This is a genomic window from Butyrivibrio sp. VCD2006, from assembly GCF_000423925.1.
GTDB lineage: Bacteria > Bacillota > Clostridia > Lachnospirales > Lachnospiraceae > Butyrivibrio.
Genome location: NZ_AUIX01000015.1, coordinates 18,628 through 36,074, shown reverse-complemented (window position 1 = coordinate 36,074; position 17,447 = coordinate 18,628). Strand labels below are relative to the sequence as shown.

Genomic DNA, 17,447 nt, shown 5'->3' with positions numbered 1-17,447 from the left:
TAAGAAATCCGGAGGAATTTCTTAATTTAATCGAAAAAAATATCAGCAAATTCTATAGAATCTGCTGATATTTATACTGTTTTTCCATATCAATTAAGCGGCAGGTACCCCTTACGCTTTATCATTGCTTGGCATCAAAGCGTCCCATGGGAGCAACACCAATGAGATCACCTCTTGTCCCGGCCCTCCTTGTGTAATTCGCGGTTTCCGGGGCACGCCTTGCAGCCTGAATTATATTCATCTCATACTGAACCATCTCAAGCGAGCTCTGAAGAAGAATCTGGTTCTGATCATTAACTCTCTGCACTCTTTCTGCCAATGATTTAAGCTTATCTCTCTTCACAGCAAGGCTTCGCTGTTCATTAGGTCTTGAATCAAGCAGTTTAATCAGATCGATCAGCTTGAGATTATTGCCTTTCTCACCTATAACATCTGCAATACTATTCATTACTGCTTCTCTCTCCTTATCCACTGCCAGGATCAGAGAAACAACCGCCTGCTCATCTGCTGAAATCTTTGAAAGTTCAGGAAGATTCTGCTTTACGATGACCGGTGTCTTCTTGTCGGACAAAACCAGAAGTCTTTCGTATAATGCACATTCTCTGTCAAGAGCATCAACAAGATTCTGTAATAAGCTTGCCATGATTTTGTCCTCCTGTAACTCTAAATAGGATTTCACTTGCAAAATTCAGGTAAAAAAGGGCAAAGTTATAGAGCCTGCCTAATAGCCATCGGAGCTTTAACCGTTTGATTAAGCCGGCTCTAATAGTTTCATTATTATTTTTTACCTTGATCTATTAACCAATCGATTCGCTGAGTTTAGCGAGGAGCTTATCTGCAAAGTCCTCTCCGCTAACGTCATACGTTCCGTTCTTAATTGCACTCTTTATACGTGCCGTTACGTCCTCCCTGACATCCGGAGCCTCTTTCACAGCCTGCTTAGCAACCTGAATATCCTTTCCGATTGAAGAAATCTTCAGAGAATCAGAAACAGTATTGGGTTTCTGAGTCTTTGCGGTCTTATTCACTTTGCTGGCGCCATACACTTGCTGAATCTGGCTGTAAGCTTCTATACGCATATCGTTTCCTCCTTCCTTGGAGAATTTCTTTAGTTCTACTACATTTATCGGCGTATTCCACATTTACTTTAGAGGTTTTTGAAAAATATTTCAATTATTTCCATTTTCCTCTTATGAATCTCCCCAGATCACTTTATCTTGTGGACAATTGATCTCTTATACCCGATATTGTGGTCTCACTTTAGAAAACCCAAGGTATTGTGCTCTTTCTTCCCACCGTTAATAATATCGGACAGTCAATTCAAAAACTTAACCCCTTTTACATAAAAAAATTTAATTTTTTTTTTAGAATTTTGAAGAGTATGTGTCCGTATTAAAGCAACAATATTCTTTGCGTTTTTTACTCTACTGCCTTAACAAGTGCCTCTATCATCTCTGTAACAACCACCGGCTCGGAAGGAAGGCCTTCAGGACCGTCATCCTCCTTGATCATGAGACTTATCTCCTCACCTTCGGTGTGATATCCAAGATCGATAACCTTCTGACAGGAGGCATTTCCATAGCTGCTTACAAATTCTCCGTCACACCATATCTCCAGCGACCTCTCATTTGTATTATCACGATTCATATAAAAATACAGCTCGCCGTCCTTCGATGCGGTCACCTTATAGCTGTGTGAGCCAAGATCATTCCCTTCACTGTTTTCAGAAGCTCCATTTAATTCATCTGCAGCCTGGTCAAAAGAAACCTCACAACTCTCACATTCATTCCTTACAAATACATCTCTATCCGAGCCTGTGAACTTCTTCCAAAGAATTTCCTGCGCATCAAAGGGATTCTCAGCGGTATCAATATCCTTTAAAAGCTCAGGAATATCCTCTGCCGTCACATAATCTGCAGAAAGAACATACTTGTTTCTGATAAGGACATCTGTCAAAAACTCCCGCCCTGTATTTTCCAAAACATCTTCCACGCATCCATCATCATTCGTTTCAGAAGCTTCATCATCTGCAATCAAATACCTGACACCAAGGATAGCATCTGCACATCTGGTATTACCTGCCTCATACATGGTATAAAGTCCATTATCATTGAACCCAAGCTTATACATAAACAGCCTGTTCTCAACCTTCAGGAGACTGTTATAGGTAGTAGTTCCTCTGTATCCATACTGAATACTGTCATTGGGCGTTCTGGGGCTAAGTGACTCGACTCTATAAATATTCTTAGCCGTTCCATCCATATCACCGGCGCCGTCAGCTTCAAGGGCTTCCTGCTCTTCTATCTCCTCAAGTGCAAGCTCAGTCTTTTCATATTTTGCCTTATAGCCTGAAACCGTCTCAGCATTCATGGAAGAATTCCTGTAAATACATATGAAATTAAGTGAAAGATCTGCGGCAAGAATTAAGCCTATAACAGGTAACACATACTGCTTCACTCTGATTTTTGAATCTGTCAGTAATGCGATAACAAAGCCGCTTATTACGACCAACAAGGTATTTACAAGAAGTGCTTTTCCGGACAAAAATCTCACCTTGCTAATAACCACTATTCCAATGACAGCGCATGTGATAAGCTCTGCAGCCATCACCTTGTACGCGCTTATTCCTGATATGTTTGATACGCACAGAAATACCATAATAATGGCAGTGAAGGAAAAAACAAACGAGTATCTGTACAGATATCCATATGCCTCTGTCCCGCCATGTGCCAAGGTATTAAGTGGCTTAACGCAGAAAAATGCGGTCACAACTGCAAGAAATGCTCCAAACAGTGCTCTGACCCTTACACTTATCCTGTCATTCATAAAGAACAATATGCAGGGAATCAAAAGGGCAACACCGAAATATATATTAGGCAGACCCTCCATAATCTCCATGGTGTCATAGCTCATAGTAAATAGCTTTGGTAAAACACTTAAAGTAGAAAGACTCCTGCCAATTGCTTCCGATGAAGGAAGATATTTATTGAAGGCCTCAGCCATAGCCTCTGAGTGATCCTTATTACTTCCAAGAAGTGAAATCACTGTAGGAATCAGGAACCACAAATCTAAGAGTAGCGCGACCGCGCTTCCTGCAATAAATCTGCCAAAAGCCCTCACTCCGCTCCTAATTTCTTCTGTCCTGTCAGCGTCTACGAAAAATACATTTGAAGCCATATTAAGCACAGCAAAAATACCAAGGAATATCAGAACCATTGCTGCAATATAGTAATTAACTACCACCATTGCCATAACAGAAATGATATATAACGGCCATCCATGCTTTTCACGATGCATAAGTCTGTCAAAACCAATAATAACTATTGGCATTAAAATGACAGCATCAAGCCACATGATGTTAGTCATGTTGGAAACAGTCCAGCCACAAAAGGCAAAAGCAACTGATAAAGGTATATTCAGCACTTCCTTTTCGCAATATCTCTTTGAAATATGTGATAAGAATAAAGACATGCAAAATGCCATGGCAGAGAATTTCATCATAATGAGAAATGTCACCGCCGTGGAATAAAGCTCAGCCGGAAGAACTGCGAACATAAGAAGGAAGGGACTCATCAGATAATATGCCCATATTCCGAACATACCTGAGCCCAGCCCGCAATTCTCAGAAAACAAAAATCCATCTTTTCCATGCCATACATTGTGATAATAGGAAAAGAAATCCACATACTGCTGCTTCATATCCTCATAAAGGAACGTCTTATCTCCAAAGGGAGTTATATGAAGCACAAAACAAAGCGCAAGAAATAAAAGCGCTGTCATAAACGCCGCAAACAGTGCAGTAAAAAAGCTACTGCCTGCTGCCTCGTCCTTTTTCAAAATCCCCAAATTACAACTTTTTACTAACATACCTAACCTGTTACATACCTGTCCCAAAACTGCCTGACAGCTCTTCCTTGGAAGAACTTACGGAGCCCTGCAAATCTCTCCTCCATAAGCTTACGCTCATCCTCGGAAATATCCCTCTCGGAATACAAAATCTCCTCATAAGTTCTGATAAAGGAAACCTGTTCCTCCGTCAGATCTTCTCTAAGCCTTTCGCTATACTCGGAAAGAGTCTCCTCCGCACGTCTCCCCAGATGCTTACGCCTTAGAAGTTCCATACTGTTTTTGCAAAGCACAGCTGCCTTGCCGCGCTCACTCAGCTTCAGATATTTTCTTCTCTTTAACAATCTGTCTATTGCAAATAGAAGCAGAGTAAATGTGACGCCTGCCGCCACGGGAATGACAACCTTATACCAGTCAATCACGATAACCTGCGGCTGCTCCTCTTCCTCCAACTGATTCTCAACTTCACCCTCAGTAAGCGAAGCGCGATAGGCCGCATATTCATCCTCTACTACTTCTGCTATATCTTCTTTTTCAGCGTCGATTGCCCATACCACATCCTTACGCATCCCCGGTGTGGGCTCAAAATTAATCCAACCGACTCCTTCAATATACGCCTCCGCCCATGCATGTGCAAGAGAGGAACTAACTTCGTATTTTCCGTATCTTCCCATAGGAACACAAAAGCCCTGAACATACCTTGCAGGGATGCCATATTTTCTTGCCAGAAGAACAAATGCAGTCGCAAAATAACTGCAATAGCCTTCCTTTTTCTCCAATATGAAGTAATCAAGAAAGTCCGATTCGTCAGCGATTGTATCAGGAAGCGCTCCCGGACTGTTCGTATATTTAAAATCCAAAAAGACACCCTCAAGCCTTCTTAGCTTTTCGTAATTGCTGTCAGCTCCATCCATCAATGCATCCATGCGGGTCTTAAGCTCCGCAGATATGGAAACCTCAGGCAGATAATACTTATACACAGCATCGCGATAAGTAAGATAATCACTATAGCTCACATCGCTCTTTATTTCGCATTCCACCTTCGCAGCCTCAAAACTATCCTCGGTCACCTCATGGGCATTCCTGACAAGGGCATTAAAGCTGGCCGAGTCCTTGTTAATTCTATAAAAGACCACATCATAAGGATCTCTGGCGCTTCTCTTATTAGGAAATAGCACATCTCCGCCTTCAATCTTTTTCTTATCCCATGCCTTACCTACAGGCAGATACTTTTCAGGTAAAAAAAGGCACTGAGTATGCATATCCTTATATTGCACAGTAAGGGCTACCCTTTTCAGGATATCTGTCACAGGAGCATCTCCATTCTCATCAAGAACAAAGCTCATGGTCTCCAAGGTGTCCATAAGGCGCTCATCTGCTTTATTATCATCTTTTTTAGTCCAACTATGACCATCAAAGCTGTCAAAGCTCTTTCCAGAAAGATACAGCCTCGGGTCATTTTCACTTCTTGATTCAAGCCTCATGACCGTTCTCTCCGACTTGGCAAGATCTCCTCCGATCTCACCTCTGTTAGAGAATCCGATAAGCGGAGACCCTGAATCCCATCCGTTCTGTCCAAATACATTCTCACTGAGCATTATGTATTCGCTGACAACAAACTCGGATATACTTCTGGCTATCCGCCAGTCATAGGGCTTCTCCGGAACCTCTATATATCCGATCAGAACAAAACCCACAATAATAAAGGGTGATACTGCCACCAGATGCTTTTTTGGCTCTGTATCTCCTTCCTTTGTAGACAACCTCTGAATCTCATCAATAGCTATCAAAAGTGCAAATATCATGATCATACAAACGCTGATTTTGCCAACTTCCACATTTCTAATAAGAAGAACCACAAGTAAGGCAATACCGCCGAGCACTTCAACAATTCTAAGCTTCCGATATTTTCCTGAGACCATACCGACCGCAAATGAAACTACAGAAAGTGCAATCTCTCTTAAAATCCAGATATTCTCCTTTATCAGATCAAGGCGCTCCTTAGAAGGAATAAGCAGCCAAAGTCCCAGTAAAAAAGCCAGTAATATCCCTGCAAGCACAGCTCTGCCCTTCAGCTTAAGATGCTTCATAAGCAAAAGGAATGCCGTGGTAAGAACCGTTATCACTATCCATGTATATTTAAACTCAATCTCTACAGGCTCAATATACCCATAAACAAACGATGATACTCCTAGTGAAAATGGCATTATAAATAACAGATCATAAAGAATCTCTACAATCATGCCTTTGCCTCCGCAAGAGAATTCTGTCCTATCTTCACAACATCAAATCTGCCGCTGACCGTGTCAGTAACATCACTTCCTGTCTCACACTGGGCAAGATAAACTCTTATAGATGAGAAATCTGCGTTTATCCTGTCAGCCCACTCACTATCCTCATGTGACCAGTTCTGCGCCACAAAAATAAGCATGCGATATCCAAAAAGTCCCGATGCTCCATAAAGCTCTTCAAACAGTTTTTCTTTATTGTTATCCTCGCGGAATGAATATCTGCTCATCTCGCCATAGAGAAGCTCGAAATCACCTGCACCTCCCACAGCAATTTTAGCTACAGAACTAGTTCTGTATATCACATCCACGGGTATATTGTTTTCCATATAATAAAGAGAAAGTGCCAGCACCCACTCTATAACCTTGTTCTCAGGCGGAAGATATTCCTCCATACTACTCTGATATCTCCCCGGATCCATTACGATCGCTATGCCACTCTTCTCCTCTCCGCGGCGCTGTCTCACCATAAGCTTTTGCGTGATTGCGCTTGCCTTCCAGTTCACAAAACGCATATCATCGCCGTCGGCATACTCTCTGACCGGTATATCCGGCTCAGTCTTCCTGTTCATATTGTCACGATCAGCGTCCGATAAAAGTTCGCTTCCCGGAAGCTCCGAAAACTGCACCATAGCCGGCACTACAATAACGTTAAGAGGTTCCTTTATTTTATAAGTAACCGAGAATATCCCAAGAAAATCACCAACTACAATCTTCTTGATCCCAACATCATAATTACCGCGATATTTACAAAGAAGCTTTGTCTTTCTCACGATAGAAGAATGAGGCGGGAGCTCGTAGACTGCCCCGTCGTCAATATCCGATATGGTCGAAAAAGAAGAATAGAAAATAATCCTGAGAGACGAAAAGGAAAACCAACCTTCATTCTGCAAAGTGATATAAAATTCAGAGGGCGTACCGCTTACCATATCACGCCCCTCCGTCCGCTGATAGATCTTCAGCGAGATAATCACACACAAAATATACAGATATGAAACTATGGGGATCATAAGCACTGTCCAGAAGAACACATACGTAACCGGACCTCCGTAGAAGGAGATCCCAACCAGCGAAAGTATGAACAGCGCAGCAAGAATCAGAACCCCTTTATTTTTCATGGTCCGCCTCCATGGGAATATTGACCTTAAGAATAAGAGCTTCAAGAAGAGCCGAAGCTTCTTTCTTCTGAAGCCTCATCTGTGTGGTAAGAATCAGTCTGTGTGACAACACCGGAACAGCCATCTTCTTCACATCATCCGGCTTAATATAGCTACGTCCCTCAAGGAAGGCCTTAGCTCTGGCAGCCTGCAGAAGATGAAGCATAGCTCTCGGGCTTGCACCAAGTGAAAACGCCCCGTCACTTCTGGTTGCAGCCACAATCTGCTGAACATACTGAAGCATTCCATCACTTACATGGACCTCCGCAACCTTCTGCCTGAAACAGGTTACATCCTCCGCATTCAGCACAGCTTTGACATCCTTAATGCTTCTTCCTTCCATGTTGTCCCGCGCAAGTCTGAGCTCCTCTTCTGCGGAAGGATAGCCAACAGAAAGCCTCATCATAAAGCGATCCAGCTGAGCCTCCGGAAGCGGATATGTACCTGAAAAGCTTATGGGATTTTGTGTTGCGATAACCATGAACGGCTGAGGCAGCTGATATACCTGACCATCAACCGTAACCTGTGACTCAGCCATTGCTTCAAGAAGCGCTGACTGTGTCTTGGGAGATGTACGGTTAAGCTCATCCGCCAGAACAATATTGTTCATAACTCCGCCGGGACGAAACTTGAATTCGCCGTTTTTCATATCATAGACGGACATACCTGTCACATCACCAGGCATAGTATCCGGTGTGAACTGAATACGTCCAAAAGATAGTCCAAGTGACCCGGCAAAGGTTCTTGCAAGAGTAGTCTTGCCAACACCGGGCACATCCTCTAATAAAACATGTCCCCCTGCCAAAAAACAGCAGAGAACATTATCTACTGTGTCACCTTTCCCCACAAAAAACTCATTCATCTGCTCGCGAAAAGAATCGAGAGCATCTGCCCCTAAGTTCATACATTTCCTCCTCTATATTCCAAATCGTGAATCTTATCTATTATATCACGCCATAACACTAAATACTCATATTTTTCACGATAAATCGTATATTATCTCCGCTATAATTCCGGAATTCCAGGCTCTGTTTTTAACTATCCTTAACACTATAATGCTGCTCCTACTTCTCATTTTCCCCAAGAACATTGTTGCCATTCTGAAAATATGCGACAGGATGGATCATGTGATCATCAGCCTTAGCATCCAGCCCTGAGAGAGCCTTGTCGAAATACATAAGCCCTCTTAGAATCGATTCGTATCCATAGCGTCTGCGTATATCCGTCACTGCAAGATCGGCCTTCAAATACTTCTCCCGTATCTCCTCACTCATGAAAAGATCAGTCTGATGAGGCATCGTATCCGGTACCAGATTCGACACCCTCACTCCGACACTTCTTATCGGATGCTCCCAGTTGTAATTCTCCAGGAAAAGCTGCCACGCATACCCTGCGATCTCCTCCGAGATATTAGTCGCTATTTTCACCCTATGCTGTCTGGTAAAGCTGTATAGCCCGTTATCCCTGATGCTGATTCCTATAACATCGCCTATAAAATGGTTCTCCCTGAGCCTTGCAGCTACGCTCTCGGACAACAAATAGATCACCATTCTCACATCCTCGTTGGTCACAAGATCTCTTGGTGTTGTCGTGCTGTTCCCCACACTCTTGATTGGTGCGTAATCTCCTGCTGCCGCAACAGGAGTCTGGTCCTCCCCCCTGGCAAACGCCGACAACACATAACCTATTTTCCCAAATACCGAATGTAAAAACTCAGGATCTGCTTCCGCCAGGTCTCCGATGGTCAATATCCCATATTTTCGAAGCTTCACTGTTGTGCGTCTCCCGACATACAAAAGGTCAGATACAGGACTTCTCCAGACAATATCTCTGTAATTCTCCCTGGATATAAGAGTTATAGCATCCGGTTTCTTATAATCCGAACCAAATTTTGAAAAAATCTTATTCCATGACACACCTACTGAAACCGTAATTCCAAGCTCAGTCTTGATACGATTCGATATCTCCCTTGCTATGGACATGCCACTTGATGTTCCAAGCATATGGGCTGAGTCGGTTATATCCAGCCAGGATTCATCAAGTCCATAGGGTTCTACCAGATCCGTATAATCGCCGTATATCTTCCTGGCCTTCCTTGAGAACCTGATATATTCGTCATAATTGGGCGTCACTATAACTATATCCCTGCATACCTGCCTTGCCTCCCAGAGAGCCATCCCTGTCTTTACTCCGCGCCTCTTGGCAATATAATTCGCAGTGAGAATTATCCCATGTCTGGCCTCCGGGTCTCCTCCGACCGCCATAGGAACATCCCTGAGCTCAGGATTATGAAGCATCTCAACTGCTGCATAGAAGCAGTTGCAGTCCGAATGGAGTATTATCCTATCACTAACCATACTATTCACCTCCTCGAACAATTGTTCCCGCGGTGCACCCATTATACGAACCTTTGTTCCTAAAATCAACCCCAATATCTTGTGGTGAGAAGTTTATTGGACAGTACTGACTAATCACTCACCAGACTCAATGTTTATCCTTTACAACAACTTTGTCCCTGTACTATTATGATGAAAATTGACAGCTTCAATCGGGAGTTATTACACACATGAACATAGATAGAAAGCGCGTGCGAGAGCAGTTCGCAGCATATACAAAAAATTATGATCCTGATAATACTCTGATAGCACTTAAGATTATCCACACCTATAAGGTAGCTGACAACTGCGAGTGCATTGCAGAGTCTCTTGGTCTTTCAGATGACGATATTGAATTTAGCTGGCTTTCAGGAATGCTCCATGACATAGGAAGATTTGAACAGCTAAGAAGATACAACACTTTTGTTGATGCAAAGTCGATCGATCACGCAGCATTTGGCGCTGATCTTCTATTCGGAGAAGAGCGTCTTACAGACCTCTTTACAGATGACAGGTCTATAGATGACATGCTCGAAACAGTAATAAGGCAGCACAACAAATATAGAATAGATGAGAATATCACAGATAAAGCTCTCATGTTCTGCAACATTTTAAGGGATGCTGATAAGATTGATATTTTCAGAGTTATAGTCGACACTCCGCCTGAAGAACTATTTAATGAGCCGATGGAGCAGCTTGTCACCGCAGAGGTAACACCGTCTGCTCTCGAGCAGGTCATGGCGCATCAGGCCGTTCTCAGGACGCCCACGCTCACAACTGCCGACCGCCAGATCGGGCACATCGGAATGGCATTTGAACTGGTATACCCAAAGAGCCGCGAACTCACAATGGAGCAGGGGAATCTGTACAAACTGTTCGATTTTCCCACCCAAAATGAGTCCATGAAAAATGCTCTTACGGTTATCAGAAAAGAAATTGATTTATTTTTTGAAGATTAGTACTTGAGCCACTTTCCTTTGAAATAATAAATAATAAAAATTATGGTACTAACAGACCATGTAAGCGGATAAGCCCAGAAAATCACGTTGACTACGGGAATAAGCTTCACAATTATGGTAATATAGGTAATTCTGAGCAGACACCAGCTGGAAAGCATGACAATCATCGGCACTGTAGTTTTTCCGGCACCTCTGTATATTCCGGCGAGGCAATGACTAAGAGCCAGAAGGAAAAAGAACAGGCTCTCTGTCCTTGCCTGAGTTGTACCAATCGCAAGAACTTCAGGTTCACTTGAGAACATTCTAAGGAAAATCGGTGCATAAGCAAAAATCGCCACGCCAATAAGCTCCGCACTTCCCACACCTATAGCACTTCCAATGACAGAACCTTTCCTTACTCTTTCGATTTCACCGGCACCAATATTCTGACTTACAAAAGTTGTCAGCGCCATACAAATACATGTAATTGGAAGAAAAACAAATCCTTCCAGCTTGGAATAGCTTCCGCAACCTGCCATGGCAGCCGATCCAAAGGCATTTATATTAGACTGAACCACAACATTTCCTATAGCAATCACGCTGTTCTGTATTCCGGTCGGAACACCTATCTTCAGCTCTTTTGCCAAAATATTCATATCCATTTTGAGCTTGTTCAAAAATATTCTATGGGGACCATCAACTATTGTGAGCTTTACGAATGCCATAAGAGCACTGATAAACTGTGCAATTACAGTGGCAAACGCCGCTCCTCCAATTCCTAATCCCAGATATTTTACAAACACAATATCAAGCACTGTATTGATTACCGTGCTGACTATCAGGTAATACAGCGGGCGCTTAGAATCTCCCACAGCCTGAAAAACGCCGCAACATGCGCTGTAAAGAATATTTCCAAGCCCGCCAAGAAAATATATCTTGAAATACAGAACGGAATTGTCCATAACATCCGCAGGTGTTCCCATCCATCCAAGGAGAACCGGCGTAAAAAAATAGCCCCATACAGTCATCACGAGTCCCATTAGAATCGCGAATGCAATTCCTGTATGAGTCGCTATCGATAATTCTTTATAATTCTTCGCGCCATAGCTCTTACCGATGATAACACTATTTCCCATGAAGAGGCCGTTGATAAAACCAACCATCAAAAAGATAAGGCTTCCCGTAGTACTAACAGCTGCCAGTGCTTCCTTTCCAAGGACATTTCCGACAACCACAGAATCAACGATGCTATATAACTGCTGAAGAAGCTGCCCAAGAAAAAGTGGAACAGCAAACAGTATTAAATTCTTTGTAATAGAGCCTTTAGTCATGAAAATTATTAACCATCCTCCTGTATCCATTTCATTTCACTAATTAATAGACACAGAATTCTGTTTTATCACTTTTTTCAATTTTGCGCAATCAATACTTTAATTACTTAATAACCAGAATTTCCCCAAGCATCTTCTCCGGATCCTCAGCTGCTTTAACCTTGTCGTTAGCTCTGATGATGATTCCGTCTTCATCGATTAGGTAGGTGGTTCTTACCACGCCCATGGAAACCTTGCCATAATTCTTTTTCTCTTTCCAGACATCGTAGGCTTCTATAACCTTGCGCTCCGGATCTGCCAGGAGTGTAAAGGCAAGGCCATATTTTTCCTCAAACTTCTTATGAGATGCCACTGTATCCTTGCTTACGCCAAGCACAACCGCACCCTTCTCGGTGAACTGCGGATATCTCTCCGAAAAGCCGCAGGCCTGCTTAGTACATCCTGAAGTGTTGTCCTTTGGATAGAAATACAGGATAACCTTTTTTCCGCGGTAATCCTCAAGCCTATGCATATCGCCGTTCTGATCGGGCAGTTCAAATGATGGTGCCTTTGTTCCTACTTCTAACATATGTCCTCCTATATATGAATCCATATTATCTTTTCAAAAAGCTCCGGAATCACTTCCGGAGCTTAAACTAATTCTTTTTCCAGTAAAACTTCTCTGATTTCTTCCTAAAAAACATGCCACTTTCACATCTATCAATCAAAATACTCGATCTTTTCCACAACCTTCACCGGAGGCTTCACGTTTTCCTTAAATGCTACAGCACATTCCGGATTTCCGGCTATTTTCCCATAGTGAGTAGGAATAGCATACTCGGGGCGAATAATATTGATAAGCTCAGCCGCCTTTTCAGGATTCATGGTGAACTTCCCGCCTATAGGCACCATTGCAACCTCGCACTTAACCTGCTGATTGTCCTTGGTAAGGCTGGTATCACCTGCAATGTACACACGCTTATCAAGCCTTATGATATATCCTACCCATCCCATCACCTTTGGATGGAACGGCTTAAGATTGTTGTACGCTGGAACGGTCTCAATCTCCAGCCCGTTTATCTCCTTATATACACCCGGCGCAAGGGCATACACCTTATTATTTTCGCCGGCAACCGAACGAAGCTTATCCTCCATTTTTTCAGGTCCGACAATAATGGTATCGCTCTTAATAACCTTTGCGATATCTTCAGGTGAAAAATGATCATAATGATCGTGCGTTATCAGTATGAAAGCCGCATCATTAAAGCTCTCCTTAAGCCCGAATGGATCCGCATAAATTACTCCGAATCTGCTCTCAATCCTGATACTGCTATGTGTAAAAACTCTAATACTATCCAGCAATGTTTCTCCCCCCACATTTCTTGATACATATAAACCCTTATTCCATTATAATACTGATATTCGCTAAAACATATAAAAAAGTGCTTATTTTTCAAAACACTCCGGTATTTCCTTAACACCTCTCGCCATACAGAGTGCAGAGGTTGGTCCCGTGTATGAAAGCGGATTCCCTTCGATATCAGTAATTCTGCAGCCTGCCTCCTTGGCAATAAGCGCTGCTGCCGCATAATCCCAAAGCTGAACCCTCATCTCAAAATAAAGCGCACATCTTCCGAGTGCCACGCAGCACATATCCCAGGCAGCCGTTCCTGACCTTCTTAGATCAACACATAAAGGAAGCAGATTTCTTGCTATTTCAAAGGACCTGTCCCTTAGCTCTGTATAGTACGGAGCCGTTCCAAATACCGCCAGCGAATCGGAAAGCGGCGCATCGGAAGACATGATCTCCTCTCCGTTCATATAGGCACCCTGACCATCTATAGCTGAAAAAAGCATGTCATCATAGGGATTATAAATCACTCCCATATGTGCCTTTCCATCCTTAAGAAGAGCTATCGAAACAACTGATGGTCTGTACTCATAAATAAAATTTGAGGTGCCATCTATTGGGTCAATAACGAAGCAATACCCTTTGCTCATCTTTTCAGTAAAAACATCCTGCCCGTCCTCTTCACCCAGAAACTGCGCTTCCGGCAAAACCTCATGAAGCTTTTCCATCAAAAATCTCTGGACCTTTTCATCTGTCTCCGTGCAAAAATTGGCATGCCCGGATTTTTCCATAATCTTCGGACGCACGGCATTTACCATGATCTCTCCGGCTTCTTTTGCAATCTCTTTAATTCTATCTATCATTTCTTCTCCTAATCCTATCCTTTAGCTTATTATTTTTGTTCATACCTTACCATTATACACCTCAATAAGCAGAGCACTGTTTATCTTATTGGACTTTTTGCTAAAGCAATAGTACCATCAGATTAAGAAAACAAAGCAAATATGCCTTCTACTACAAAAACAAAGCTTACAGAAAATCGAGGGAATTTATATGGGACAACTTAAATTTGGACAAGGACTTTTGATAGTGTGCTGCATTTTCTATCTTATCTGGTGGGCGGTAGCTTTTCATCCATCACAGGGAGATGGCCATACAGCAGGAAAAAATGGAATATTGCTGATAATCACAGCCGTGTTTGGTCTTGCAGGCCTTGCTATGACTATGCTGGGCATAATAAACAAGCCCCCGGCAAACGGTTTTGCCACAAGGACAGGGCTTGTTTCAGGAATCACGATCATAGCTGTTGGAGTGATCGCATATGTAGTTCTTTTATTGGGATCCAAAGTTCTTCTGCACAGAATGGTGACTTCAGAGCTTTTCCTAATTGTCGGATGGACCATGCTTGAGATTGCCGCCATCAATAGAGCCTTCACCAAGAGCGGTGTCTCTTATCAAAATGCAAAGCTTTTCATCGCCATTGTCGCAGTCGCAGCTGTGCTTAGTCTGTTTTTCTATTTGCAGTATTACAGAGTAAAACCCATGACCGGTTACATATTCGGCATGATTCCGCTTGTGACTGAGGCCTCAACAATGGTGGTATTTGAGCTGATAGTCAGATAGTCTAATATTGGTACAATGCCGAATCATCAATCTCGGATACAGTCTTAAAGCCAGTGTTACTCATTATAAATCGAAGTTCATTTCTTATTCCTTCAAGGAATTTTACCACTCCCGGTGCGCCGTCTTTTTCAAGGGAAGGAAGCATTGGTCTTCCCACAGCGGCAGCATCTGCCGCCTCAGCAAACTGAAGCTGATCGCGCACCTTTCCATTGTCCGCATAGGGCTTTACGATTCTTACCGTTTTTGCTCCGGTATCCATTATCTTCTGAAACATGTCATTTTCCATCATTCCACAGAAATTCAGGATATTGCTCTCTTTTGCTGCAATAGAATACTCCTCAAGTCCCGTGTACTCACGACCGTTATAGTTTGAGAGATGTGAAAATGCAGGTGTAAGCACCGGCATGGAAAACTCTTCGCCAAAGAGGGTTGCCTTTGTATCAGCTACCACCGAATCGATAAGACGTTGTTCAATCAGTAGAGAATCCATGTATCTCTCAGTAATTTCATTAGCATCAGACAGTCTTGTATAAGCCATTGAGTTCCTCCTTTAGGTATGACATGTATTTTATATATTGTTCGTCGGTATCCAGATGTTCGAGGATTATCGGCATATCGGGATCAATCTCATTCATTTTTGTGACGTAGTGCCTAAGCGGGAATTCCCCTGAGCCCGGACCGCACTCCTCAAGCCTTAGTGTGTAACGACTATCCAGGTGGACGTCCTTAATGTGGCAGCTCCTTATTCTGTTTCCAAGAAGTTCTGCGCATTCATCTACAAATTCCTCCGGATGAAAATATCTGTCGGCTGAATTTATCATGTTGATGATATCCATGTGTACGGCAAAATTATCGCGGTCAACCGCATCGATGAGCTTTAAGTATTCTTTGGGACCTGTGGGAATCATCCACGGCATGGGCTCCAACGTGAAATATGTGTTTTTAACATTAGCTGTATCAATTATCTCACGAACCATGTCTACCGTCATCGTCCATGCTTCATCTGAGAAGTTTTCTCTATATCCTCCATCCCATACGGGCCCAAGAGCTCCTGCCACATTAACTGCACATCTCGCCCCAAGAAAATCGGCAAGCCGCAGCTGCTCGATACAATAGTTGCGATTAGCCTTTCGTTCATCGGGATCGGAAGCCAGAGCATTTCTCCAAATGCCAACCTCCGCAATTGTGAGTCCTGCTTTTTCGGCAGCATCCTTGTAGGCGATTATCGTTTTTTCGTGCTCACTATTTTCTTTTGAAGTGAGAGGCTGATCGGGATTATAGCTCTGTATAGGAAAAACTACAGTTGTACAGCCAAGCTTTATTTGATTAGAAGCCCATTCTTCCGGCGATTTATGTGCTAATGGGGATGAAGTACCAAGTCTCATAGATGTGCCCTCCGGGGTGTTTTTTATAAATATTATAGTGCAAGCGGAATGCTGCCTACTTAATATTTGATATGGGATATACCATTTTATGGAATTCGAGGATAAAAACTCTTTAACATTTGAAAATTATGTGATAATTTCAAAATTAAGACACATTTATTTGTTATCGTTATGAATGTGTCAGACCAATGATATTTTTAAAATGTGACTGATCACTTTATATCATTTAATGTTGGGAGGAGATAAAAATGAGTCAGGAAAAAGTTGACGCGTACAAAAAAGAAAAGAAGGGCCGAAAGGAAAGACTTGCTAAGCAGAAGAGAAACCGCAAGATCATGAAGGTTGTTTGCCTTCTGGCTTTGCTCGGAATCGTTTCCTTCGCTTCATGGAGAGTATATGCATCTAAGCACCCTGCTGAAGTAGCAGAAACAGAGGCTGTTGAGGACGTTGTTCCTACAGATGAAGCTGAAGACAGCCTTGAAGTTGAAGCAACAGATGCTGAGGAGACTGAGGACACTGCTGAAGAAGCTGAGGACACAACTGAAGAAGCTGAGGCTGAAGCAGATACAGCAGAGTAAGCCGCTGAGGATTAGTTTTGTCCGGAAATAAATATAGTGATGAGTTAAGGAGTAATCAGCTGGTTACTCCTTTTTCTTTATATATTGTTTATGATTGAAATAACGACAATTTTGTTATAATAAGACAAAAATATGGCACAGATAAAATCGCTTATGAGGAGGGGAAAATCATGCGAATTTTAACTAACATTATTTGGATTATTCTTGGAGGCTTTGCCAGCGCACTTGGATGGTGGATTACAGGCATACTATGGTGCATCACGGTAGTCGGTATTCCGGTGGGACTTCAATGCTTTAAGTTATCATCCATTTCACTTAATCCTTTTGGTAAGGAAATTATAGATGAGGGCGGAGCAGGTTCCTGCCTTTTGAACGTTTTGTGGATCATCTTTGGCGGAATCGAACTTGCTTTAGGAAATTTCCTGTTGGGCTGCCTCCTATGCATAACAATTATTGGCATACCCTTTGGCAAACAGTTTTTCAAGATTGCAAAGATAGCTATTGCGCCATTTGGAATGCGTATTGAAAGGACCCATTATCTTTAAGTCATCGCTTTTGAAAAGTCCATAGTTTTCATTTGCCTTAAAACGGGAATG

Annotated in this window: 17 protein-coding genes; 4 read left to right on the top strand and 13 right to left on the bottom strand. The window is 42.6% G+C overall.

Going from position 1 to position 17,447, the window contains the following annotated elements; genetic code table 11:
• Positions 1–121: 121 nt before the first annotated feature.
• The 7 genes from G586_RS0106880 to dinB form a co-directional block, all read right to left on the bottom strand.
• Positions 122–643 carry a flagellar protein FlgN gene (locus G586_RS0106880; protein WP_026527167.1) on the bottom strand — a complete coding sequence of 174 codons (522 nt, stop codon included), beginning with the start codon at positions 641–643 and terminating at the stop codon, positions 122–124.
• Positions 644–797: 154 nt separating this feature from the next.
• Positions 798–1,079, bottom strand: a complete 282-nt coding sequence (gene flgM / locus G586_RS0106875) for a flagellar biosynthesis anti-sigma factor FlgM (RefSeq protein ID WP_026527166.1) — start codon at positions 1,077–1,079, stop codon at positions 798–800.
• A 340-nt stretch (positions 1,080–1,419) separates the two neighbouring features.
• On the bottom strand, positions 1,420–3,867 hold the full coding sequence (locus tag G586_RS0106870; protein ID WP_081674255.1) for a YfhO family protein: 2,448 nt from the start codon (positions 3,865–3,867) through the stop codon (positions 1,420–1,422).
• Between the two features lie 2 nt (positions 3,868–3,869).
• Positions 3,870–6,089: a transglutaminase TgpA family protein gene (locus G586_RS0106865; RefSeq protein WP_026527164.1), complete on the bottom strand. Its 2,220-nt coding sequence runs from the start codon at positions 6,087–6,089 to the stop codon at positions 3,870–3,872.
• On the bottom strand, positions 6,086–7,252 hold the full coding sequence (locus tag G586_RS0106860) for a DUF58 domain-containing protein (RefSeq protein ID WP_026527163.1): 1,167 nt from the start codon (positions 7,250–7,252) through the stop codon (positions 6,086–6,088). Before G586_RS0106860 ends, G586_RS0106865 begins: the two co-directional genes overlap by 4 nt.
• Positions 7,242–8,195, bottom strand: coding sequence for an AAA family ATPase (locus G586_RS0106855; protein WP_026527162.1), 954 nt, complete (start codon positions 8,193–8,195; stop codon positions 7,242–7,244). The genes G586_RS0106860 and G586_RS0106855 overlap by 11 nt, the downstream gene beginning before the upstream one ends.
• A gap of 160 nt (positions 8,196–8,355) precedes the next feature.
• Complete coding sequence (dinB, locus tag G586_RS22035; protein ID WP_035772703.1) at positions 8,356–9,648, bottom strand: DNA polymerase IV; 1,293 nt, start codon at positions 9,646–9,648, stop codon at positions 8,356–8,358.
• A gap of 209 nt (positions 9,649–9,857) precedes the next feature.
• Here dinB and G586_RS22030 point away from each other — a divergent pair, with 209 nt between their 5' ends.
• Positions 9,858–10,625, top strand: a complete 768-nt coding sequence (locus G586_RS22030) for an HD domain-containing protein (RefSeq protein WP_035772701.1) — start codon at positions 9,858–9,860, stop codon at positions 10,623–10,625.
• Here G586_RS22030 and G586_RS0106840 read toward each other — a convergent pair.
• From G586_RS0106840 to G586_RS0106825, 4 genes are all read right to left on the bottom strand, one after another.
• Complete coding sequence (locus G586_RS0106840; protein ID WP_155834043.1) at positions 10,622–11,935, bottom strand: MATE family efflux transporter; 1,314 nt, start codon at positions 11,933–11,935, stop codon at positions 10,622–10,624. The genes G586_RS22030 and G586_RS0106840 overlap by 4 nt on opposite strands.
• 103 nt (positions 11,936–12,038) lie before the next feature.
• A complete protein-coding gene (gene bcp, locus G586_RS0106835) occupies positions 12,039–12,503 on the bottom strand; it encodes a thioredoxin-dependent thiol peroxidase (protein ID WP_026527160.1) in 465 nt (154 codons plus the stop codon).
• A gap of 131 nt (positions 12,504–12,634) precedes the next feature.
• On the bottom strand, positions 12,635–13,276 hold the full coding sequence (locus tag G586_RS0106830; RefSeq protein WP_026527159.1) for an MBL fold metallo-hydrolase: 642 nt from the start codon (positions 13,274–13,276) through the stop codon (positions 12,635–12,637).
• Between the two features lie 84 nt (positions 13,277–13,360).
• Positions 13,361–14,128: an inositol monophosphatase family protein gene (locus G586_RS0106825; RefSeq protein WP_026527158.1), complete on the bottom strand. Its 768-nt coding sequence runs from the start codon at positions 14,126–14,128 to the stop codon at positions 13,361–13,363.
• 190 nt (positions 14,129–14,318) lie between these two features.
• Here G586_RS0106825 and G586_RS0106820 point away from each other — a divergent pair, with 190 nt between their 5' ends.
• Entirely contained in the window at positions 14,319–14,888 is a 570-nt protein-coding gene (locus tag G586_RS0106820) for a hypothetical protein (RefSeq protein WP_026527157.1), read from the top strand.
• Position 14,889: 1 nt separating this feature from the next.
• Here G586_RS0106820 and G586_RS24735 read toward each other — a convergent pair whose 3' ends face one another.
• Together G586_RS24735 and G586_RS0106810 are read right to left on the bottom strand one after the other, a co-directional pair.
• On the bottom strand, positions 14,890–15,426 hold the full coding sequence (locus G586_RS24735; protein WP_026527156.1) for an alpha-hydroxy-acid oxidizing protein: 537 nt from the start codon (positions 15,424–15,426) through the stop codon (positions 14,890–14,892).
• Positions 15,404–16,273, bottom strand: coding sequence for a sugar phosphate isomerase/epimerase family protein (locus tag G586_RS0106810; protein WP_026527155.1), 870 nt, complete (start codon positions 16,271–16,273; stop codon positions 15,404–15,406). Before G586_RS0106810 ends, G586_RS24735 begins: the two co-directional genes overlap by 23 nt.
• Positions 16,274–16,521: 248 nt before the next feature.
• Between G586_RS0106810 and G586_RS22020 the strand changes: the two genes are divergently transcribed.
• Complete coding sequence (locus G586_RS22020; protein WP_051204619.1) at positions 16,522–16,851, top strand: hypothetical protein; 330 nt, start codon at positions 16,522–16,524, stop codon at positions 16,849–16,851.
• 170 nt (positions 16,852–17,021) lie between these two features.
• Complete coding sequence (locus G586_RS0106800; RefSeq protein WP_026527154.1) at positions 17,022–17,396, top strand: YccF domain-containing protein; 375 nt, start codon at positions 17,022–17,024, stop codon at positions 17,394–17,396.
• Positions 17,397–17,447 lie beyond the last annotated feature (51 nt).